The organism is Cohnella thailandensis, from assembly GCF_014212135.1.
GTDB lineage: Bacteria > Bacillota > Bacilli > Paenibacillales > Paenibacillaceae > Cohnella > Cohnella thailandensis.
Genome location: NZ_JACJVQ010000032.1, coordinates 24399 through 46998, shown reverse-complemented (window position 1 = coordinate 46998; position 22600 = coordinate 24399). Strand labels below are relative to the sequence as shown.

Below are 22600 nucleotides of genomic sequence, written 5' to 3'. Positions count from 1 at the left end.
CGAAAAGGTGTCACAAGGGGAACGGTCGACATCTGGCGAAAAGTGGTCTATAATAAAGTCACTAATCCATATTGGGAAAGAAGGAATAATATCATGGCTCAAATTCGAGTTCGCAATACCGGCGAATTGATCACCGGCGAAGAGAACGTCCGGTCGTTCCTGAATTCGTTCGAAGTTCTCTACGAACACTGGGATACGAGCAAGCTCCCCGCTCACCTGGTGGAGAACTTCAGCTTGAGCGACGAGAACAAGCAAGAAATTCTCGACGCCTACGAGGCCGAGATTAAGGATCTTGCCGCTCGCCGCGGCTACCGGACGTGGGACATCGTCGTTCTGTCCGACGCTACTCCGAACATCGAAGAACTGCTGAAGAAGTTCGAGAACGTTCATACGCATACGGAAGACGAAGTTCGCGCGATCACTGCGGGCGAAGGCATCTTCGTCATCAAGGGCAACGACGAAGTCGGCTACTTCGACGTTATCCTCTCCCCCGGCGACGTGATCTCGGTTCCGGAAGGCAACCCTCACTTCTTTACGCTGACGGACGTTCGCAAGGTCGTAGCGGTTCGTCTGTTCATCGAGACCGAAGGCTGGGTCGCTCATCCGTTCGCGGATCCTGCATTCTCGAAATAAGCGCCAATAGCGAAATCCCCGGTTCAAGAGCGCATCGACGTTCTTGAACCGGGGATTTTTTTACCCATTGAGTTTATTTAAGAGGGGAATAAGCTCCCGCAGATCGGAGATCTCATGCTTTGGCACGATCTCGTCGTTGCGGACCGCTCCGTGGCGATTCACCCATACCGACACGATACCGGCCCCGTTCGCCCCCAGGATGTCGGTCGTGAGCTTGTCCCCGACCATGACGGCTTCATCGGCCGAGACGCCCAGGCGTTCCAGCGCATGAGCGAACAGGCGCGGGGAAGGCTTGCCCTCGCCGAAATCGCCGGAGATGACGATCTCGTCGAAGTACGGAATGAGCGTCGGAACCCCGTCCAGCTTCTCTTGCTGAAGGTCGGGTGAACCGTTCGTCAACAGCAGCAGGCGGTACGAGCCGCTCAGCTCGTCCAACACGGCGAAAGTCTCGTCGTACACGTAAGGCAGCTTTCTTCGCTGAGCGGGAAACCACTGGGCAAGCTTCCGGCCCAGCTCCGGATCGTCCACTCCGAGCGCCGCCAGGCCGTTCGTCCAAGCATTGCGCCTGTATTCCGGCACGATGGCTTCCATCTTGCGGAACATCGGATGCTCGCCCTTCGTGAAGTTGCCCCAAAGTCCTTCGAACGGATTGATTCCGATCATCTGGGTGAAGGTATACGTCTCATAGCTCTCGTAGAGCGCCCTCGCTTCCCGGCGAACGGCTTCTTCGAGCGCCTCTTCGTTCAAGCCCGTCGCTTCGGCAGCGACTTTGCACGTGTCGCGGAAGGCTTCCTTGATGCTGCGGTCGTCCCACAGCAGAGTATCGTCCAAGTCAAATAATACCGCCTTGATCGTCATCCCGTACTCCTCTTCGCTTCTGTCGCGTTTCGTTTATTTGCTTTTCTTTTCCCACTCGATGTGGTTAACCGTCGCGAACGCTTCAAGGCGCTCGCCCATCGCTTCGATCGGATACAAATTCATGAACCTAGAGAACACCCAGTTGGTTCCCTTCACCGTCTCGATCGTCACGTAGCCGGGCTGAACGACGATCTTCCGAATCTCCGCCGGTTTCAATCTCTTGTAACCGGAGAAACGGCGAGTCTCCAGCGTATCCTTCGAGACCGACAAGTACGGCCGGCGAAGGTAGTAGAAAATTGCAAGAAGAAAGTAACAGCCTACCGTAATCCAGAACAGGGATTGGTTCTGGCCGAAGTCTTCCTGCCACGGCTGGGATACCGTTACGAAGAACACCATCAGAAGGATAAGAAGGATCGGCACGATATAACTGCGTCCCTTGAATCGGTCAACCTGCTGAGCAGGCGCAGAGATTCGGCCTTTGCCTTCCTTCTTGCGCCTGGCATTGATTTGTTTCTGATTCTTTTCTACCATTCGCTCCCAGGAACGCGACATGAATGGAGCCTCCTCTAATTCGTATCAATTGGTCGGGTTAATGAGCGATTCCCGGAGTCGGCGGTTCGTCGACGATCTCGATATTATCGAGCTGTTGACGGAAGGCTTGCCGGAACCGTTCGAGGTATTGCTGGCGAAGCTTGGCGCGTTCCGCCTGCTCCTCCTCGGTGAGCCCTACGGTTTTATGTTTATGGGCGAGTTCGTTGATTCTCTCTATCAGTTTATCCATTGTTGTGTATTCACTCCCCTTCCTGAACAAATCCTCTTCTACTTTGACATTAACCTCTGGGCGTTGTCAAGAAGCCTTCCATCCGCGAACAACCGCTTCGGTCTCCTTGCCTTAATACGTCCGGGCGCCGTAAATGATTCAAAAAAAATAGAACAGACTCCCTTCTATATAAAAGAAGGAAGTCCACTGTCGCAAGATATATAGCTAGGTGCTGCCGCAATGAACACAACCTCAAGATCCCTCGTCCGCTCCCACCCCAGCGGGTATGATGAGACGCGCTCCGATATCGATCTGCGATTCGGACAGACCGTTGCGTTCCATAATACGATGAACGGCTTGTCTCGTGTCCATCCCGTCTCGCTTGACGTCCGAAGCAATACTCCAAAGCGTATCTCCGGCATCCGCAATCACGATCGTCTCGTTGGCAGCCGGAACCGTCGATACCGGCTCATCCGCGAAAGATCTCATAAACGAGAACCCAACGAATAATAGGAGGAATGCGGCGACGACAAATAACGATCTCGCCATCTTCCAGCCGGTAAAGAAAGAAGTGCTGGAGATGTTCGTACTTCTTATGTAATGCCGATCGGACGAAGGCGCCTTCGCGGCGTTCGCCCTCCGATTCGCTTGCGTTTGAGTGCCTGAACCCAATTCCCACACATGTACCATGTTCTTCACGCTCCAAACATTTGTTCTGGTATGATCATAACACGAACATACGTTTGAATCAACCATAATTTAGAACATTTGTTCCCCGAGAACGAGTGTTTGTGCGAACTCCGGTTCTGTGTTATAATTTGTCATCATGTACTTATCCTATAGGAGGTCGGCGGCGTGTCGAAGATGTCCAATCGCCAGACTGCGATACTGGAATTCATTAAGAGCGAGGTTCGCGAGAAGGGATATCCCCCTTCCGTGCGCGAGATCGGCGAAGCCGTTGGACTAGCCTCCAGCTCGACCGTACACGGTCATCTGGACCGCTTGGAGAAGAAAGGACTCATTCGCCGAGACCCGACGAAGCCTCGCGCGATCGAGATTCTCGACGAAGAGGACGAGAACATCGTCCAGATCAACTACTCCGTACGCCGAGTGCCTCTCGTCGGCAAGGTAACGGCCGGGGTTCCGATCACGGCCACGGAGAACATCGAGGAGTACTACCCGCTTCCGGCCAGCATGGTCGGCGACCAGAACGTGTTCATGCTCTCCGTTCAGGGGGACAGCATGATCGAAGCAGGCATCCACAACGGCGACTTCGTGATCGTCCGGCAGCAGCAAGCCGCCAACAACGGCGACATCGTCGTCGCGATGACGGAAGACGACGAAGCGACCGTCAAGACCTTCTACAAGGAACGCGACCATATTCGTCTCCAACCGGAGAACAGCAGCATGGAGCCCCTCCGTCTCACCAAGGTGAGCATCCTGGGCAAGGTCATCGGCCTCATCCGCAGCATCCGGTAACAACAAGAACGGGACGTTGGCAGATATCTTCTGCCAACGTCCCGTTTTTATTCGACGCCGTTTGTTTCGTCAGTTTAAGTATGGTTCCTCTATCCCCCACTAGTCCGAGCGTTCCTCGACTATTGAGTCCGCTTTGCAAAAAAAGCCCCAAGAGTCAACGTTACGTTGACCGCTTGGAGCCGTCTTTCATTCATGCCGATTAGTAAGTCGTCATGTACTGATCGCGTTCCCATTGGTGAATCTGGGTGCGATAAATGTCCCACTCGATCTCCTTCATCTCGTAGAAGTGGCTAAGCGCATGATCGCCGAGCGCTTCGCAGACCACTTCGTCGCGGAGCAGGTCGCCGAGAGCCTCGTGAAGATCGCCCGGAAGGCTCGGGATGCCCGCCTCTTCGCGCTCCTCTTCCGTCATCACGTAGATGTTGCGGTCGACCGGAGCCGGCAGCGGAGCCTTCTTCTGGATTCCGTCCAAGCCGGCTTTCAGCATGACGGCCAGAGCGAGATAAGGGTTCGCGGCGGGGTCCGGGTTGCGGACTTCGACGCGCGTGCTGAGCCCGCGGGAAGCCGGAATGCGGATCATCGGGCTGCGGTTGCTTGCGGACCAAGCAACGTATACAGGCGCTTCATAGCCGGGAACGAGACGCTTGTAGGAGTTGATCGTCGGGTTGGTGATCGCCGCCATGCCGCGCGCATGCTTCAGAATGCCCGCCATGAATTGGCGTCCGACTTGGCTCAGGCCGAGTTTATCGGCCTGATCGTAGAACGCGTTCTCGTTGCCGCGGAACAGCGACAGGTGGCAGTGCATGCCGGAGCCGTTCACGCCGAACAATGGCTTCGGCATGAAGGTGGCATGAAGGCCGTGCTGCCTGGCGATCGTCTTGACGACGAGCTTGAACGTTTGAATCTGGTCGGCGGCCCGAATAGCGTCCGCGTACTTGAAGTCGATCTCGTGTTGGCCGGGAGCGACTTCGTGGTGGGAAGCTTCGATTTCGAAGCCCATCTCTTCCAGCATCAGAACGATATCGCGACGGCAGTTCTCGCCGAGGTCCGTAGGCGCAAGATCGAAATAACCGCCTTGGTCGTTCAGCTCCATCGTCGGATTGCCCTTGTCGTCCGTCTGGAACAGGAAGAATTCCGGCTCCGGACCGACGTTCATCGTGCTGAAGCCCATCTCTTCCGCTTCCTGCAGGGCGCGCTTCAGAATGCCGCGCGGGTCGCCCGCGAAAGGCGTGCCGTCCGGCATGTAGATATCGCAGATCAATCTGGCGACGCGGTCCTCGGTCACCCAAGGGAATACGACCCACGTGTCCAAGTCCGGATACAGGTACATATCGGATTCTTCGATGCGCACGTACCCTTCGATCGAAGAGCCGTCGAACATCATCTTGTTGTCCAGCGCTTTGGGCAGCTGGCTGACCGGAATCTCCACGTTCTTGATAATGCCCATCAGGTCCGTGAACTGAAGACGGACGAAGCGAACGTTCTGTTCCTTGGCTATTCTCATAATATCTTCGCGAGTGTAATTGCTCATGACATCCTCCTTGGTTTAGGCGGAACCCGGATTATTTGTTCTTAAAAAAGCGCGAGAGCTCGCCTTGGATGAGCGAGACCTGTCCCGGTCGCTTGTTGCCAGCCATCAGCTGCTGCTTCAGCAGTCGATGGAGCTGCGAATCCGTCATCTCGCGGCGCTTGACCTCGGACTGCTCGCTGATGATCGTCCCATTCTCTTCGCCTTCGCCGACCGGATTCATCACCTGCTTGATGCCTGCGATATTAACGCCCTTCTCGATTAAAGCTTTGATCTCCAACAGCCGCTCTACATCGTTGAATGAGAACATACGTTGGTTCCCCGCCGTCCGGGCCGGTTGGATAAGCTCATGCTGCTCATAGTAACGAATTTGCCGCGCTGTCAGGTCCGTCAGCTTCATGACGATTCCAATTGGGAATAACGCCATATTCCTTCTTATCTCATCGCCAGCCATACGTATCAACCTTCCATTATGACACTTTAATTTGTAACCACTTCCATTGTAACTTCATTCCACAAACGTGTCAATGAATGTAAGGTTTAATTACGGAATTCGATGCCGATATCCGTCGATCTCTTGTCGTCTTTCGTTACAGTAGATTTCGACTATGCATGTCCTCTATCACTTGACGTACCGCTAATTTAACATGAGCGTAGGTAAGGCCGCCTTGCATAAAGGCAATGTAAGGTTCGCGAATCGGAGCGTCCGCGGACAGCTCGAGACTCCCCCCCTGAATGAACGTCCCGGCGGCCATGATGACAGGGTTCTCGTACCCCGGCATGTCCCAAGGTTCCGGCACGACGTGAGAATCCACGGCGGCAGCCCGTTGGACCGCTTGGACGAATGTGATCAAATGTTCCGCCGAGCGGAATCGAATCGCTTGGATCAGGTCGGTTCGCGGATCGTTCCATGTCGGATGGGTCTCGAAGCCAAGCCGTTCGAAAGCCGAAGCCGCGAATACGCTGCCCTTAACCGCTTGTCCGACGAGAAGCGGCGCCAGATACAGGCCTTGGTAGATGGAGCGAGTCGTGCCGAGCATCGCCCCGACCTCGCCTCCGATGCCGGGAGCCGTCAGTCGATAAGCGGCCAGCTCGACGAGATCCCTACGGCCCGCTATGTACCCTCCGCTTGCGGCGATGCCGCCTCCCGGGTTCTTGATCAGCGAGCCCGCAATCAGGTCCACGCCAATCTCCGTCGGTTCCCGCTCCTCCGTGAATTCGCCATAGCAGTTGTCCGCGAAAATAACGGCGTCGTCCTTGATCGATCGAAGCTTGCCGACCATCTCCTCGATGTCCTGGATCGTGAACGAAGGGCGCCAATCGTATCCGCGCGAACGCTGAATGGCGAAAACTTTCGTTCGAGGGGTGACCGCGGCTTTCACGCCTTCCCAATCCACTTGACCGTTCCCGAGCAGAGGCACGAACGTAAACCCGACACCCCAATCCGCGAGCGAACCCGTACCGTCCCCGGGGTGTCCGAGAACCTTGTGAAGGGTATCGTAGGGCTTGCCCGTCACGAACACGATCTCGTCGCCCGGTCTCAGCACTCCGAACAAAGCGATTCCGATCGTATGCGTTCCGGACACGAAATGCGGCCGAACGATCGCCGATTCCGCCCCGAACACCTCCGCGTAAACCTCGTCCAGCACCTCGCGGCCTCGGTCGTTATATCCATAGCCCGTCGAGGAATTAAAGTGGAAGTCGCTCACCCTATGCTTCTGGAACGCCTTGATGACTTTCCATTGATTGCTCTCCGAGATTCGATCGACCTCGTTCAGCCGTTCCTTCGCCGCGAGCTCGGCATCTCTCGCGAAGCTTTCCCAATTCCCATTCCAGTTACTCATCGTCAGGTCAATCCTCGTTTCCCTCTATTCAGACCCTTGCGGGTGATGGCTATCCGTAAAATACGGCATCAAAGGCCTTCCCCATTTGCCCATATCATTCTCGTTTAATCGAACGGTCAGGAGCAGCCAATCGTCCTCGGTCTCCTGCGAGATCACATCGCCGACGCGATAAGCGAGTGCGGCCAGATCGCCGCGGGAAGCCGGGATGCGAAGATCGGCCACGCTGCCTAGAAGCTTATCCTCTATGCGCTGGAGCAGCCTCTCCATGTCGTTCGGATCGAACGCGCTGACGCGCATCGCGTCCGGCCCGCCCGACAGCAGTCCCAAATCGGCCGGCGAGCATATATCGATTTTGTTGTAAACCATCAGAGTCGGCTTGCCGGAAGCTCCGAGCTCCCCGAGAACCTCTTCCACGACTTCTCTCTGGCGATCGCGCATCGGCGAAGAAGCATCCATGACATGGAGAAGCAGATCGGCCTCGTTCGCCTCCTCCAGCGTCGCCCGGAAAGCGGCGACCAGATCGTGAGGAAGGTTCTGAATAAAGCCGACCGTGTCGGTCAACATCACTTCTTTGCCGCTGGGCAACTTAAGCTGGCGAGAGGTCGGATCGAGCGTCGCGAACAGCTTGTTCTCGGCCAGCACGTCCGCCTTCGTCAGTTGGCGCAGGAGCGTCGACTTGCCGGCATTCGTATAGCCGACAAGCGCGATTTGGACGGCTCCGGTCTTGCGCCTGCGTTCCCTATGTAAGTTGCGGTGAGCCAAAACGCCCTCGAGCTGGCGCTTCAGCTCGCTAATCCGGTTGCGAATGTGCCTTCGATCGGTCTCCAGCTTCGTCTCTCCGGGACCTCTCGTTCCGATTCCTCCCCCGAGACGGGAGAGATTCTTCCCCTGACCGGACAATCGGGGCAGCAAATAGGTAAGCTGGGCGAGCTCTACCTGCAGAATCCCTTCGCGCGTCTTCGCCCTGCCGGCGAAGATGTCGAGGATGAGCTGCGTACGGTCGATTATCTTCGCGTCAAGGGCTTCTTCCAGGTTGCGCACCTGGGCGCCGGACAGCTCCTGGTCGAAGATGACCGTCGTAAGCTCCTGCCCCAGGACGATCTCCTTAAGCTCCATTGCCTTGCCCTTCCCGACAAACCACTTGGTATCGGGGACGTCCCTATTCTGCATGACGGTTCCCGCGACCTCGACGCCTGCCGTCTCGGCGAGCTGTACAAGCTCTTCAAGCGATTGCTGCGGATCGGCGCCCGATCGGCGGGTCTCGTCGGTCACCAAGCTGACCAACAATGCCCGTTCTTGAATCTCCGCGCCGGTATCGTATGTGTAGCCTCTCATCGCTCGATTCTTTGCCTCCAATATGGGGTGGAATGGATCGCCGAGACCGGCGTCCTGCGTTTTGCGTCTTGCTTGCTTCGTTTATCCGCGCTTCTCGTCGGCCGTCAGATCCTCCGGCTTCAAGCTCATCAGCTCGTGGCGTCCCGGCGACGATTCCGGATACTGCGTCAGAAGGCGCACCGCCTGATTCCGTATCGCTCTCTCGAGAAGATTGCGCACGAATCGGGCATTGCTGAAATGGAACGGAGAATCGTTGCGCTCCTGGACGATCAACTGCCGGATCCGCTGCAGGGATTGAGGAAGCCAGGTATATTCCCGGTCTCTCGCCATCCCTTCGGCGATCTGGATCAGCTGGTCGGGCGTGTAATCCGGAAATTCCATCTGGATCGGGAATCTCGAAGGCAAGCCGGGGTTCGTCATCAGGAAGAAATCGATCTCCATCGTGTAGCCTGCGAGGATAAGAACGAATTGATTCTTATAGTCTTCCATCGCCTTGACGAGAGTATCGATCGCTTCCTTCCCGAAGTCCTTCTCCCCGCCCCTCGCGAGACTGTAAGCCTCGTCGATGAACAGCACGCCTCCGAGCGACCGTTTGACCAAATCCCTCGTCTTCTGGGCGGTGTGTCCGATATACTCTCCGACCAGATCCGCCCTCTCCACCTCGACAAGATGCCCTTTGCTCAGCAGCCCCATTCCTTGAAACAGCCGCGCGAGCAGCCTCGCCACGGTCGTTTTGCCGGTTCCCGGATTCCCCTTGAAAATCATATGATAGACGTGAGCTTGGCTCGCCAGCCCCGCATCGTTGCGGAATTGAGCGATCTGCAGCAGCGCGTAGATCTCGTAGACCAGGGCTTTGACATTGTCGAGCCCCGTCATCTTGTCTAGCTCCCGCTGCCATTCCAGCCATGGCCCCGTCGCCGGTATGGATCTCGATGCCGTTTCCGAAGAGGCCGCCGCCGAAGCGCCGACCGCATCGTTATTTCTAAGTACGACGTTAATTTGCCTGGAAGGCCGGGCTTCCGCCCGGTTCCCGTTCTCGGAATATCTCGCGCCAACGTTCAACGCCATCACCCCGCCCTAGCTGAAGTCGGCCGACGCTTGCTTGCTCCATGCCGCTACCTCAATCTATTCCGGGATTCTTGCCTCCATGCAACAACCACTTCTCTCCGAGCCATTTCGTATAAGCGAGCACTTCTCTTGTCCGGTGGTAAGCCATGTTGAGCACCTTGCTATCGGCCACTTGAACCTGGACGTCTTCGTAATCGAGGAACTCGGCGATATCCTGAGCTCTGGAGCCGTGGTACTGATGCGTAATGATTACCGCTCGGTTCCAGCCTTCTTCCTTCATGATCCTTCCGCTGAAGAGCAGGTTCTCGTACGTGCTGTGCGATTCGGAGTCCAATCGGATCGCCTCCTCGGGCACTCCCTTGCTCACCAGGTAATCGCGCATTCCCTCCGCTTCCGTCAACGTTGCGTCTCCCTCCACGTCGAGGCCGCCGGACATGATCAAACGATCGAACGCTCCGGTGCGATAAAGCTCCAGCGCAAGATTCAACCTTTCCTCGAGAGCCGGGCTGGGCTTGTCCTGCCACAGCTTCGCCCCAAGAACGATTCCGACATCCGCAGGTTGCACGGTTCCCGACTTCGGAAGGCCTTCGTACCGGTTTATGATCATAAACAACGATAAGCACCAGATGACGAGCGCAGCCGCCCCTGCCGCCGCGATTCCTATGGCCCGCTTCAGGTATTTTCTGCCCCGGGGACGGGCAGACGGCTTCTGCATGCCGATATTCAGGATCATCTCGACCCTTGCTCCCAGCCGAGCTGCTCCAAGAACATCTTACGATGGTGCAGGCTCATCTCGAAGAACGGGAATCGCTTCTGCCGGATCAGGGAGAGCAGCCGCCCCGCCGTCTTCTGGGCCATGGCGGAATCCCTAGCCGTGATGTGGCCGTCGTCCAGAGCTTCTTCCAGCTCGTCCTCGTCCAAGAGCAGCGTCTCCCCCGTGGGAAGAACGACAATATCGAGGTATAGGTCGTCGAACCAAGGAACCTGCTGATCGGTCAGCCCTTGCGTCTTGCAGATGTCAATATACCATTGCACGACTCTGCCTTTGTCATCGAACATCGTCGTGACCACGAAATGCTCGCCTCTGGGAAAATGCTGCATCCACAAATAACCTTTATCCGCGAGACACATTCTACGCCCGTTGTATTCTTTCCATAAGGGGTCGCGCAGCTCATGGATTCTGTATAACGTGACAAAGCCCTTGAAGCCCGGCTCTTCGTACGGGATACAGGCATAGCTCTTCTTGAGAATTCGGCGCCAATTCGCCCTATCTGAAAATTTACGTTTCATGACTGATTTCGTCTCCGGAAAATGATTTACACAAAGCTTACCACAAGTTCCCTTAACTCACCAGTGAACGACAGGCTAATCTGTCAGAACGCAGGTTACTTAGAGTTATATCTCCCAGTTCTTGCCCATTCGGACATGCGGAATACCCGCATCCAGGAAGATGTCCGGAGAGAGGGTTTTATAGCCGAGCTTATGATAAAAAGCTTCCGCGGAGCATTGGGCGTCCAGAACGGCGCCGGAATACCCTTCCCGGCGAGCGCCTTCTTCCATCGCTTCCACGAGCAATCGACCGACCGAGCGGCCGCGATACGGCTTCAGCACCGCGATTCTCTGCAGCTTGGCGATACCCGGCTCGTATTCTTTCCAACGCGACGCCCCGATCGGCGTTCCGTCCTCGTCCGTCGCCAAATAATGGCGGCACGCTGCCGGAGACGCGTCGTATTCGTCCCATTCCAGCTCCGGGTCCACTTGCTGCTCCTTCACGAACACTTCGTTGCGCACGTATTGAGCTTGCTTCAACTGTTCTTCCGTAGTGATCCTTGCGCAATTCATCGTTATTCCTCCTTGTCGATCTCAACCTATTATAGAGATAACAACAGCAAAGGGACAAGCTGTACGCTTGCCCCTCGGCTTCATCATGGAGTTACGACGGTGGCCGTGACCCCCGTTGCAGCTCCGCTTCCGTTATTGCCGTTCCCATTGCTATTTCCATTTCCATTCCCGTTGCCAATGCCGTTCCCGTTGTTCCCGGTTCCGGCATCCCCGCCGTTGGCCGGCAGGGACGGAGATTCGCTTGGAGGCGGAGTTTCGCTCGGAGTATCCGAGCCGCCCGGTTCAACCGGATTGACCCCGCCATCGCCGGGATTAACGCCGCCATCGCCGGGGTTCGTTCCCGGCGACTCCGTCGGCTGCTCGACCGGCGGCTCGGAAGGCTCCTCGCTCGGAGGAGGGCTCTCTTCCGGAGGCGGCGACGATTCGAGCTCCGTCGTAACCGTGACCGTCACCTGGGAGGACGGCTCGCTCTCCAGCTTCTCCTTCGCGTCGTAGGCCGTCACGTAGTACGTATACGTAACTTCCGGAAGAATCGCCAGGTCGGTAAACGAAGGTTCGGCCGACTCGCCGAGCTGCGCGAAGTCCGCTCCCGCGTCGTCCTTGCGGTAAATCTTATAGGTGATTCCTTCTCCGGCGACGGCCGTCCAATTCAGCTCGACGGACACGTCCTGGCTGTTATACTCGCCGACAAGGCCCAGGATCGCGTTCGGCGCCGTCGGTTCCTCCTTCTGAACTTCGGAAGGTGTCGGGAACGTCTGCTTCTTCACGTTCTTGAGGCCGGCCGACATCACCTTCGAGAACAAGGCGGCGGCTTGGCCGCTGCTCTTCTTCACGTAATGCTTCTCATCCGTCTTGTCGTACCCCATCCAGACCGCCGCCGTCCATTCCGGCGTGTAGCCGACGAACCAGACATCGCGGTTGCCGCTGGAGGATACGCCCGGAAGGCCGAGCTGGGTGGTTCCCGTCTTGCCCGCTACCGTCCGTCCGCTGATCTTCGCCTTCGTGCCGGTGCCTCCGGAGACGACGCCCTTCATGATGTCCGTGACGTAATAAGCGGTCGTCTCCTTGATGACTTGCTTGGCATTGGACTTGAATTCGTAGACCGTCTCGCCGGTAGAATCCGTGATCTTGGAGATGCTGTGCGCCTTCTGCAGCTGTCCTCCGTTAGCGAAGGTGCTGTAGGCCGTAACCATCTGCAGCGGCGAAACCCCGTTCGTCAAGCCGCCGAGCGCGATCGCGAGGTTGCGGTCTTCCGAACCGAGCTCGATGCCGAGCTTGGCCGCGAAGTTCACGCCCGTCTTCACCCCGATCTCGTTCAACAGCCAGACGGCCGGCTGGTTGCGCGATTCCTTGATCGCGTCGGCCATCGAGACCGCTCCGATATATTTCTTCGCGTTCGAATCGGTCGGGCAGTACTTGCCGTTGTTGTAACAGGTCTTATCGTCCCGAAGGATAGACCATGGGAAGTAATCGCCGGTCTCGATGGCGGGACCGTAGGAGACGATCGGCTTGAAGGACGATCCCGGCTGCCGGGCCTTCGTCACCCGGTTCCAGCCTTTCTGCTCGTAGTCCCTTCCGCCGACCATGGCGACAAGCGAGCCGTCGTGCTGGTCCATGATGACCATCGCGCCTTGGATTTTCGTCTCGTCATCGCTCTTCTCGAAGTTGGAATCGTCCGCGAATTCCTTCTCCATCGCCTTCTGCGCGGCCGTGTTGATCGTCGTTACGATCGTATAGCCGCCGGTCAGCAGCTTCTCTTCATCCCAACCGGTCACTTCCTGCGCCTCGTCGACGACATAATCGATATAGGTCGTATATTCCGAGTTGCTTGTCGCCGAAGCCGGGCGGACGTATTCGGTCGCCATCGCCTCCTGCTTCTCCGCTTCGGTGATGAGGCCTTGCTCCTCCATCAACGACAGAACGACGCCTCTGCGCTCAAGCGACTTCTCCGGGTTGTTGATCGGATTGTAGACGTTCGGTCCCTTCGGAATGCCGACGAGCGTCGCGATCTGCCAAGTCTTCAGATCGTTAAGGTCATCCACGTCGAAGTAATACTTCGCCGCCGTCTTGATGCCCCATTGTCCCTTCCCGAAGTAAATTCGGTTCAAATAAAGCTCCAGAATCTCGTCCTTGGATTTATGATTCTCGAGCGCCAGGGCGATGGACGCTTCTGTCCCTTTCCGGAATAAAGTCTTATCCGCGGTCAGGAAGATATTCTTCGCCACCTGCTGCGTGATCGTGCTTGCGCCTTCTACCGCGCTGCGGGCGATAATATCCTTCACGAGCGCCCGGCCGATGCCCCAGAGGTCGATGCCGCTGTGCTCGTAGAACCGTTTGTCCTCGACCGCTACGAACGCTTCTCTCACTTTCTCGGGAATGTCCTTGATCATGACGTACTCGCGGTTGCCTCCCGACACGTACAGCTTGGACAGCTCCGTCCCGGAAGAATCGACGATGACCGATGCTTGATCCATATCGTTAAGCTTGTCGACGTTGCTGCTGAGGATTCTCTCCCCGTTCAGAATGACAAGCAAATATCCGACGACGGCACAGACGACTCCTAGCAGCGCTACGAAGAAGAGCCAAAGCCATACCTTGCCGCGTTTCTTCTTCTTTTTGCCGGCTGCTTGCTTGGGCGAGTTCGATTTGCTTCGTTTACCGGGTGTCTGATCTGCGGATTTCATGAAATCTCCCCTTTACTCCAGGATGTCTCTTTTGTTCTCTCTCTACCCCGCCATAAAGAAGAACAACCCTTCGAAGGGTTGTTCGAGTGGCCGGTCTATTCTGTTAGACGCAATCAAGGGGTGAAAAGTTTCATTATTCCTCTGGAGCAGGCGCGGTTTAGGCGTCCGAACCGGAATCCTGCTGCTGAAGAGAAATGCTGCGCTGAGGCATGAAGGTGCTGATCGCGTGCTTGTAAATCATTTGCTGGCGTCCTTCGCTGTCGACGATAATCGTGAAGTTATCGAAGGCGCGCAGAACTCCTCTGATTTGGAAGCCGTTCGTCAAATACACGGTGACAGGGACACTGTCTTTGCGCAGTTGATTCAGGAACGTATCCTGGATGTTTATGGATTTATTCATTACTGGTAACCCCCATCGCCATATGGATTATGAACAAGTATATTCAAGATCGAAAGGAAACTTTCCTGCTATTATACCACAGATCTCTTTGAAAAGTTCGGTGTTTTTTGGAAGAGTATCGAGATCGACCCACTGCAATTCTCTCATGTGGCGGAACCACGACAACTGCCGCTTGGCGAAGTGCCTGGTGTCTCTCTTGAGGAGCGTAACCGCCGACTCGTAATCGAGCTCTCCCGTCAGATAGGCGACGATCTCCTTGTACCCGAGAGCTTGAAGGGCAACCGAGGAGACGGGAACTCCTTGGGACATCAGGGTTTTCACTTCTTCCACGAGCCCTTGCTCCAGCATCTGGTCGACGCGTTCGTTGATGCGGTCGTACAGCCTCTCCCGCTCCATCGTCAGGCCGATCAGGCACAGCTTGTACGGAGAACGCTTGGCGTCGCCCCGGCTCTGGCTTTGGAGCTCGGATAGCGGCTGGCCCGTCGTCTCGAACACCTCGAGAGCGCGAATGACCCTTCTTTCGTCGTTCGGGTGAAGCTTCTCCGCGGAGGCCGGATCGACGGCCGCGAGCTTCGCGTGGAGAGCCTCCGCCCCGAATCGCTTCGCGTATTCGCTCATGCGCTGCCGGAAGGCCTCGTCGCTTCCGTATTCTTGGAACCGATAGCCGTAGCAGACCGCTTCCACATAGAGGCCGGTTCCCCCTACGATAAAAGGAAGCTTGCCGCGCGAATGGATGTCTCGGATCGTCTCTGCGCACTTGGCTTGGAAGTCCGCCGCGGAGAACGTCTCCGACGGCTCGCATATGTCAATCAGGTGATGGGGGATGCCTTCCCGCTCTTCGATAGGAAGCTTCGCGGTTCCGATATCCATTCCCCGGTACACCTGCATCGAATCCCCGCTTATGATCTCGGCGTTTAGCGCCTTCGCCAGCTTTAAGCTGAGCGCGGTCTTGCCGACGGCCGTCGGACCGACCAGCACCAGGAGCGGCGGCCTTTCATCCGCTTCGAATGAATCAGGTTTAACAATCTCGTCCGAATTATTTAACATCATTAACTTCCATCACTCCGTAAGCGACCGAAGATGCCGTTCGCCGGCTCTTCGCGAAGCCCAATCTTCCGAATTCCTTGCTGTCCCGATGCTCCTTCAGCACGACGCGCTTGCGCGCGACTCGCAAGGCTTCCGATACCGTCTCCGGAGTCAGCCGTTCGTCGCGAGCTACCGTCCGAAGCGGCAGGATCGAGGTCGACTCCATCACGGGCCTCGAGAACATCGGATCGAAGAAGACGATATCGACGCTTCGATCCGGCAACGCTTTTAAGTAAGCCAAATGCTCGGCGTGCACGGCTTCGATTCTGCGCATGGCCCGGTTAACGTCATCCATCCCGGTGTCATAGGTGCGAAGCCCTTCGCGAACGACCGTATGAAGCACCTTCGACGCTTCCAACGCGATAACTCTGCCGGACTCGCCCACCGCATAAGACAGAACCAACGCATCCGATGCGAGACCGGCCGTGCCGTCCAGAACGACATCTCCCGGACTTGGCCGGGCTGCGCGGAGAAGCGAGTCCGTATCCCCTTCGCGCAGCCTTTTCACTCGAATGAGTGCCATGCTCGGATGGAAGAACAAAGGCGGCTCTTCGCCATGAACGAACCTCAGCTCCTGCGGGCCGACGACAAGAACCCCGTCATGGGCGTCGGCTTTGGCCCGCTCCAATCCTCGTATGGTTTCGCGTCTTCTCGGAACGTAACGGCTGCTTAGCTCTTCCGCGAGCCCCTTGGCGCGTTCGATCACTTCCGCGGGCGGTTTCTCCATCGTCGTGACGATCATTACATCACCCGCTTGAACATTTTCTCCAGCTCGTATGTGCTGAAGCTGATGACGATCGGACGGCCATGCGGGCAGGTAAACGGCTGCCTGCAAGCGCCAAGCCGCTTGATCAGAATCTCGCCGGCTTCCCTGGACAACGCTTGGTTCGCTTTGATGGAGGCTTTGCAAGAGCACAGGATGGACGCCTTCTCGCGAATCTTGAACAGGTCGACTCCCCGCTCCTTGATGACCCACTCCGCCATCTCCCGCACGATATCCGCTTCGTCTCCTTCCGGAAGCCAATGGGGCACCGCCCGGATAATAAAGGTATTGCCCCCGAACTCTTCCAGATATACGCCGACTTGTTCGAATAACTTTATTCTGGTTCGAATGGCCTCGTATTCGTCGGGCGCGAAGCCGAGCGTCACCGGAAGCAGCAGCTCCTGGCTTGCCTCCTCGGGGCGTCCGAACTTCTCGTAGAAATATTCGTAATGAATCCGCTCATGGGCCGCGTGCTGGTCGATGAGGTAGAGCCCGGTCTCGTTCTGCGCCACGATATAAGTTCCGTGCGCTTGGCCGACCCAATACAGCTCGGGGAATTGAGCCTGCTTCGCTTCCTTCTCCGGCGCGGAGAACGCCGCTTGCCACACCTTCTCCGGAATCTTCGCTTCGGCGTTCTGGCGATCCGCGGAAGTCCGGTAAGTCGAATAGGCCTGGACGGAGGAACCGCCGGACGGCGTATTCGGCGCTGCCGGGCCCGGACGATTGTAGCTTGGAGCCGGACGCGCGGCCTCTCCCTGCTCCTGAGGCTTCGGTTCGCCCGAATAGCGGGACGGAGCCGGGGCTTCTTTAAGCACGAGGTCCTCCAATGAAGACGATGCCGGAGCCGAAGCACTCGGACGATCGTAAGCGGAAGGAATGGGCTTGGCTGCGTCGTTCGGGAGTTCGGCGGCCGCATCCTTCTCCGGATTCACTTGGAAGCGAATCTGCTCCTGCACCCAGGATGGCGTCTTCGGCGCGCGAACGGCGGCGCCGGAAGGAATGTACGTCTGTTCCCCGAGCGCCTTGCGCACCGCTTCCTCGATGAAGGCTCGAAGCTCGGTCTCCTTGCTGAAGCGAACCTCAAGCTTGGCCGGGTGCACGTTAACGTCGACAAGCGTAGGGTGCATGCGAAGGTTCAGCACCGAGAGCGGAAATCGATTGATCGGAAGCAGAGTATGGTACGCTTGCAGCATAGGCTGCACGACCGCCGGGCTTCGCACGTACCTTCCGTTCACGAGAATGGTAATGGCGTTCCGATTGGAGCGAGTCTCCAGCGGCATGGCCGTCAAGCCGGTCAGGCTGTAGTCCAGGTGCTCCGACTTCACCTCGACCATCGCCTTGGCGGCAGCGGTTCCGTAGATGGCCGCTACCACTTGCCGCAAGTCCCCGTTGCCCGTCGTCCGCAGAAGCGTCGAGCCGTTATGGCTGAACGTAAAAGCGATATCCGGCCGGGACAGAGCTTGCCGGTACATCACGTCGGACAGATGGCCGAGCTCGGTCTGCACCGTTCTCATGTATTTGAGGCGGGCGGGCGTGTTGAAGAACAGCTCCCGCACCGTCATGTCGGTTCCTCTCGTCGCGGCGGCGTCTTCTTCCTTCTTGATAGCGCCGCCCTCGATCTCGATCGCCCTGCCCAATCCGCTGTCGTCTATCGAGCTGACGCAGCGGACTTTGGCGACGGCCGCGATGCTGGGCAGCGCTTCGCCGCGGAAGCCGAGCGTGACGATCTGGAACAGATCCTTGCCGGACGAGATTTTGCTCGTGGCGTGCCGCTGAAAGGCGGTGCGCAGGTCGTCCGGTTCGATGCCGCGACCGTTGTCGACGATTCGAAGCAGCGTCAAGCCTCCATCCTCCGCCGTCACGTCAACGGTCGTGGCTCCGGCGTCGACGGCGTTCTCGATCAATTCTTTGAGAACGGAAGCCGGTCTCTCCACGACCTCTCCGGCTGCGATCTGGTTGGCCAGATGCTCATCCAGCAGTTTGATGATTCCCATCCCTGTTCCTCCTTTCTTAGCGCGCGGCTGGCATTTCGATATCCCCTACAAGCTAAGCTTCAGCAGCCCGTTCGAATCGGAGGATTGAAGCCCCGGAACCCATTGAGCCAGCAGCGCCGGGCTTACGTAGGTCGTTCCGTTCGCGATATAAAGTCCCGCTTTATTCGATTTCACGCGGACGGTCTGATTATTGCGCTTAAAAACGATGGATTGCGTCGATTTCTCGTAGCCGAACGTCGCTCCGGAGAGGGCGGCGGCAAGCTTCAAATCGAGGAAAGCCGTTCCGTTCTTGCGGACGACCGAGTCGGAATAGGACGTCCGGACTCCGTTGACGACGACCGCGCCTTTGCCGGCCGTCAGCGTCAGCTTCGTTCCGCCCGCTTGACGGAAGGCCGCGATCAGCTGCTGAACCTCGCCGTCTACCGCGATATCCGGAGTCAATCCCTTCTTGTCGACTTGAATTCCTTTGGGCGTGTAATACTCTTCGTTCGTCACCTTCAGATAACCGCCGGACGGCACCTGCAGAAGCTGCTGCACGACGCCCTTGCCGTAAGTCCGGGAACCGATCAGCTTCGCGACGCCGTAATCCCTCAAGGCTCCGGACAGCAGCTCGGAGGCGCTAGCCGAATAGCCGTTGATCAGGACGTAGACCGGATAGGACTTCTCCGTTCCCTCGATCTCGAGAGGCACGTCGGCTCCCTGGCTGTCGACCAGGTGCGCGAGGACGCCCTCCTTGATAAAATTCGCCGCGATGCCCTGCGCTTCGTTCAGGTATCCTCCGCTGTTATCGCGAAGATCGATAATCAGAGAAGAGATGCCGGAATTCTCCAGCTTCGTCAGCTCTTCCTTAAATTTATTCGCGGCGCCGGTCGAGAATTGGGTCAATTGTAGATATTGAACGTTCTGGCCGAGCGACTGCGAGACGACCAGCGGGTATTGGAAGCTGCTTCTGGTTAAGACGGCCGTGACGGAAGCGCCGTTGCGTCCCACGACGACCCGGACCGTGCTCCCTTCCAGCCCCGATAAGCTGGTAATCGCGTCGCCGACCGACTTGCCTTGAACGGACACGTTGTTTACCGAGAGAAGAGCGTCACCCGGCTTCAAGCCCGCTTTGGCGGCCGGGCTTCCGTCTATCACGTTCTCGATGAAGATCTGATTCTGGTCCTGCTGGAGCACGACCCCGATTCCGACATATTCCTGTTCGAGGCTGCTGTTAAAAGAGGTCCATTCTTCCTCCGAGAAATATTGCGTATAAGGATCCTGCAGCGAATCGACCATTCCTTGAATGGCGGCATCGTTGAGCGCTTCTTCCGACGGAGAAACGAGATGGTACTGCTCGAGCATCTGCTTGACGTCCTCGACTTGCTGGGCCGTCGCGGCCGTTGCCGAAGGCGCAGCGCTCGCCAGCATGCCGGTCAAGGTAAGCAAAAGGAGCGCGGGGCGAAGTTTTTTACTATTCATAAAGGCTCTCCGTTCTCGATAAGTTGATTGCGCGCGTCGTTCAACCACTCCAAGGCTTGCAGCGGAGTCATTCGCATGATGTCCAGCTTGCGAAGCTTATCGGCCAGCTTGTCCGCGGCGGGCGATGCCTTTCTCCCTTTCTCTTGCTTAACGGGCTCTTCGAAAATCGACAGTTGAACGATTCCCGGCTCCGGAACCGGAGCCGCGGCGATCGGAGGCGCGTCGTCCGGCCGAGCTTGATAGACCGCTTCGCCTTCGCGGATCGCAGGCGGATTCATCCTCGGCGGCGCGACGTTCTCGACGTGCTCGATCGCCGCCGCGCTCTCCAGAAGATGGTAGGCTCTGGAGACGATCGATTGCGGCAATCCGGCCAGCTGGGCGCAATAAATCCCGTAGCTGGAATCCGCCGCTCCGGCCACCAGCTTGCGCAGGAAGGTCACGCCATCCGCGCTCTCCTTCACGGCCATGCATCCGTTGCGCAGCGACGGCAGCGTCTCCTCGAGCCTGGCGAGCTCATGGAAGTGCGTGGAGACGAGCGCCTTGCAGCCGATTACATCGTGTACGTATTCGATGACGGCTTGGGCGATGGCCATTCCTTCGTCCGTCGACGTTCCGCGTCCCAGCTCGTCGATGATGATCAGGCTTCGTTCCGTCGCCTGCTCCGTCATGACTTGAATGTCCTTCATCTCGACCATGAACGTGCTCTGGCCGCCGACCAGGTCGTCGGCCGCGCCGATCCGGGTGAAGATGCGGTCGATCAGCGGAAGCTCCGCCTGCTTCGCCGGAACGAAGCAGCCGATCTGGGCCATGATCGAGATCATCGCCACCTGGCGCATATAAGTGCTCTTCCCGGCCATGTTCGGGCCGGTGATAAGGAGAATCGAACCGTCCTCCTTCGAGAGAGAGGTGTCGTTGTGAATGAACGCCACTCCCTCCGACACGGCTTCGACGACCGGATGCCGTCCTTCCTTCACCGTGAGGCCGTAGCCGGAATCGAATCTAGGCCGGGTATATCTCTTCTCGGAGCCGACCTCTGCGAACGACTGAAGAACGTCCAGCGACGCGATCTGCTCCGCAAGCGTCTGCAGCCTCGGAATCTGGGACGCGATCCGGTCCCGCAGCTCGGCGAACAAGGAATACTCGAGATCGACCATCCGATCCTCGGCTTCGAGAATGAGAGCTTCCTTCTCCTTGAGCTCGGGGGTGACGAACCGTTCCGCGTTCGCCAGGGTCTGCTTGCGTTCGTACCGGCCCTCGGGAAGGGCCGAGAGATTCGCCCTCGTGACTTCGAGATAATAGCCGAATACCTTGTTGAAGCCGATCTTCAGCGACTTGATTCCGGTCGCTTCGCGCTCCTGCCTCTCCAGCTCCGCGATCCAGGTCTTCCCATTCCTGCTCGCGATATGAAGCTCGTCGAGCTTCGCGTCGTAGCCGGTCCGGATGATTCCGCCTTCGCGGACCGACACCGGCGGATCGTCGGCGATGGCGGCATCGATCGCGCCCGCCAGATCGGAACAATCGTCCAACCCGCCGGCCAGCTTCGCGAGCGGCGCGGAATCCAGCCGTTCGCAGAGGGCCCGGATGGCCGGAATGCGCTGCAGCGACGCCTTAAGCGCGTTCAAGTCGCGGGCGTTCGCCGTTCCGTAGGCGATTCGGCCGACGAGCCGCTCCAGGTCGTACACTTCCTTGAGCTCTTCGCGAAGCTCCTCCCGCTCCATCCAGCGGCCATGCAGCGCTTCAACGGCATCGAGCCGCTCCTCGATGGAGCCGCGGTCGAGCAGCGGCTGGTCGATCCACCGCTTCAATAGCCGGGTGCCCATCGCCGTCTTCGTCTTGTCGAGCAGCCAGAGCAGCGAGCCCTTCCAGGAGCGGTCGCGAACGGTCTCCGTCAGCTCCAGGTTCCGGCGGGTGTAAGCGTCGAGCGCCATGTACTGCTTCGGATCGTAGAACTTCACTGTCTGAAGATGGCCGAGCGAACGCTTCTGCGTCTCGCCGAGGTAGGCGATCAGACGGGCGATCGCCAGCTTGCGGACGTTCTCCTGCGCGGCCCAATGCTCCTTCGGGAATTGCGCCGCCAGCCGCGCGTCCGGATCCTCGACGCGCTCCCGCTCCGTGCAGAGCAGAGTTTGGCCGGTACGGGCGGCCTCGTCCCTCAGTCTGGCAAGGGAAGCGACGTCTCCTACCGCCTCGGAAGGGCGATAGACGTTGAGCTCGTTCAGCAGGGTCTCCTTCGAGACCGGGAACGAGGTCGCGTACAGCTCGCCCGTCGTCAGGTCGCAGGCCGCGAGGCCAAAGCGGCCGCCCTGCTCCGCCGCCGCGACGATAAAGTTGTTCGAGCCTTCGCCCAGGCTCTTCGTCTCCATGACGGTGCCGGGAGTCACGATACGGACGATCTCGCGCCGGACCACTCCCTTCGCCGTGGCCGGATCCTCGACTTGCTCGCAGATCGCGACTTTGTAGCCCTTTTCCACCAGTCTTGCTATGTATCCTTCCGCGGAATGATACGGCACCCCGCACATTGGAATCCGTTCCTCTTGGCCGGCGTCGCGCCCCGTTAACGTGATCTCGAGCTCGCGGGCCGCCGTGACGGCATCCTCGAAAAACATCTCATAAAAATCTCCCAAACGAAAAAAAAGCAGCGCATCCTGCGCATCCGCTTTAACGGAGAGGTACTGCTGCATCATCGGCGTATAACCGGCCATCGATATCCTCCTACGGTTGCAATCCGTTCGTCATTCGCCGTCGATCGGCTCGCGATGACAGTAATGAATCAATACTCTAACATCCTACTATTATAGCAAAAAAGCTCGGCCTGCGTCTCGTCCGTTTCCGAAGAAGAAGCCAGAAGAACGGAGAGTTTCGAAG

Annotated in this window: 21 protein-coding genes; 2 read left to right on the top strand and 19 right to left on the bottom strand. The window is 57.7% G+C overall.

Translation table 11 applies throughout. From position 1 onward, the window contains the following. Positions 1-93: 93 nt before the first annotated feature. Positions 94-633, top strand: a complete 540-nt coding sequence (locus tag H7B67_RS29775; RefSeq protein WP_185123543.1) for a 1,2-dihydroxy-3-keto-5-methylthiopentene dioxygenase — start codon at positions 94-96, stop codon at positions 631-633. Between the two features lie 60 nt (positions 634-693). Here H7B67_RS29775 and H7B67_RS29770 read toward each other — a convergent pair whose 3' ends face one another. From H7B67_RS29770 to H7B67_RS29755, 4 genes are all read right to left on the bottom strand, one after another. Next, complete coding sequence (locus H7B67_RS29770; RefSeq protein WP_185123542.1) at positions 694-1491, bottom strand: HAD family hydrolase; 798 nt, start codon at positions 1489-1491, stop codon at positions 694-696. Positions 1492-1524: 33 nt separating this feature from the next. Beyond that, positions 1525-2043 (bottom strand): hypothetical protein, encoded by a 519-nt coding sequence (locus tag H7B67_RS29765; RefSeq protein WP_185123541.1) that lies wholly within the window; start codon positions 2041-2043, stop codon positions 1525-1527. A 37-nt stretch (positions 2044-2080) separates the two neighbouring features. Then, complete coding sequence (locus H7B67_RS29760) at positions 2081-2272, bottom strand: DUF896 domain-containing protein (RefSeq protein WP_185123540.1); 192 nt, start codon at positions 2270-2272, stop codon at positions 2081-2083. Between the two features lie 231 nt (positions 2273-2503). After that, the gene (locus H7B67_RS29755) at positions 2504-2941 is read right to left on the bottom strand and encodes a LysM peptidoglycan-binding domain-containing protein (RefSeq protein ID WP_185123539.1); all 438 of its coding nucleotides are present in this window, start codon (positions 2939-2941) and stop codon (positions 2504-2506) included. 165 nt (positions 2942-3106) lie between these two features. Here H7B67_RS29755 and lexA point away from each other — a divergent pair, with 165 nt between their 5' ends. Beyond that, positions 3107-3730, top strand: a complete 624-nt coding sequence (gene lexA, locus H7B67_RS29750; protein WP_185123538.1) for a transcriptional repressor LexA — start codon at positions 3107-3109, stop codon at positions 3728-3730. 199 nt (positions 3731-3929) lie between these two features. Here the strand turns inward: lexA and glnA are convergent, their stop codons facing one another. The 15 genes from glnA to mutS all read right to left on the bottom strand — a co-directional run bounded on the left by glnA (position 3930) and on the right by mutS (position 22437). After that, positions 3930-5261, bottom strand: coding sequence for a type I glutamate--ammonia ligase (glnA, locus tag H7B67_RS29745; RefSeq protein WP_185123537.1), 1332 nt, complete (start codon positions 5259-5261; stop codon positions 3930-3932). Positions 5262-5292: 31 nt separating this feature from the next. Next, positions 5293-5712 carry a MerR family transcriptional regulator gene (locus tag H7B67_RS29740; RefSeq protein WP_185123536.1) on the bottom strand — a complete coding sequence of 140 codons (420 nt, stop codon included), beginning with the start codon at positions 5710-5712 and terminating at the stop codon, positions 5293-5295. Positions 5713-5848: 136 nt separating this feature from the next. Beyond that, complete coding sequence (locus H7B67_RS29735) at positions 5849-7102, bottom strand: methionine gamma-lyase family protein (RefSeq protein ID WP_185123535.1); 1254 nt, start codon at positions 7100-7102, stop codon at positions 5849-5851. A gap of 24 nt (positions 7103-7126) precedes the next feature. Further along, complete coding sequence (gene hflX, locus H7B67_RS29730) at positions 7127-8437, bottom strand: GTPase HflX (RefSeq protein ID WP_185123534.1); 1311 nt, start codon at positions 8435-8437, stop codon at positions 7127-7129. An 81-nt stretch (positions 8438-8518) separates the two neighbouring features. After that, positions 8519-9505 carry an AAA family ATPase gene (locus H7B67_RS29725; RefSeq protein ID WP_185123533.1) on the bottom strand — a complete coding sequence of 329 codons (987 nt, stop codon included), beginning with the start codon at positions 9503-9505 and terminating at the stop codon, positions 8519-8521. A gap of 52 nt (positions 9506-9557) precedes the next feature. Further along, complete coding sequence (locus tag H7B67_RS29720; protein WP_245364080.1) at positions 9558-10238, bottom strand: YdcF family protein; 681 nt, start codon at positions 10236-10238, stop codon at positions 9558-9560. Further along, entirely contained in the window at positions 10235-10795 is a 561-nt protein-coding gene (locus H7B67_RS29715) for a ribonuclease FAU-1 family protein (RefSeq protein ID WP_185123532.1), read from the bottom strand. The genes H7B67_RS29720 and H7B67_RS29715 overlap by 4 nt, the downstream gene beginning before the upstream one ends. Positions 10796-10900: 105 nt before the next feature. Then, the gene (locus H7B67_RS29710; RefSeq protein ID WP_185123531.1) at positions 10901-11347 is read right to left on the bottom strand and encodes a GNAT family N-acetyltransferase; all 447 of its coding nucleotides are present in this window, start codon (positions 11345-11347) and stop codon (positions 10901-10903) included. Between the two features lie 83 nt (positions 11348-11430). Beyond that, complete coding sequence (locus H7B67_RS29705) at positions 11431-14031, bottom strand: transglycosylase domain-containing protein (protein WP_185123530.1); 2601 nt, start codon at positions 14029-14031, stop codon at positions 11431-11433. Between the two features lie 157 nt (positions 14032-14188). Next, positions 14189-14431, bottom strand: a complete 243-nt coding sequence (hfq, locus tag H7B67_RS29700) for an RNA chaperone Hfq (RefSeq protein ID WP_185123529.1) — start codon at positions 14429-14431, stop codon at positions 14189-14191. 27 nt (positions 14432-14458) lie between these two features. Continuing rightward, complete coding sequence (gene miaA / locus H7B67_RS29695) at positions 14459-15481, bottom strand: tRNA (adenosine(37)-N6)-dimethylallyltransferase MiaA (protein ID WP_425353923.1); 1023 nt, start codon at positions 15479-15481, stop codon at positions 14459-14461. Continuing rightward, positions 15468-16259 (bottom strand): class I SAM-dependent methyltransferase, encoded by a 792-nt coding sequence (locus H7B67_RS29690; RefSeq protein ID WP_185123528.1) that lies wholly within the window; start codon positions 16257-16259, stop codon positions 15468-15470. Before H7B67_RS29690 ends, miaA begins: the two co-directional genes overlap by 14 nt. Next, entirely contained in the window at positions 16259-18274 is a 2016-nt protein-coding gene (mutL, locus tag H7B67_RS29685; RefSeq protein WP_185123527.1) for a DNA mismatch repair endonuclease MutL, read from the bottom strand. Before mutL ends, H7B67_RS29690 begins: the two co-directional genes overlap by 1 nt. A gap of 45 nt (positions 18275-18319) precedes the next feature. Beyond that, on the bottom strand, positions 18320-19735 hold the full coding sequence (locus H7B67_RS29680; RefSeq protein WP_185123526.1) for a S41 family peptidase: 1416 nt from the start codon (positions 19733-19735) through the stop codon (positions 18320-18322). After that, the gene (mutS, locus tag H7B67_RS29675; RefSeq protein WP_185123525.1) at positions 19732-22437 is read right to left on the bottom strand and encodes a DNA mismatch repair protein MutS; all 2706 of its coding nucleotides are present in this window, start codon (positions 22435-22437) and stop codon (positions 19732-19734) included. The genes H7B67_RS29680 and mutS overlap by 4 nt, the downstream gene beginning before the upstream one ends. Between the last annotated feature and the right edge of the window lie 163 nt (positions 22438-22600).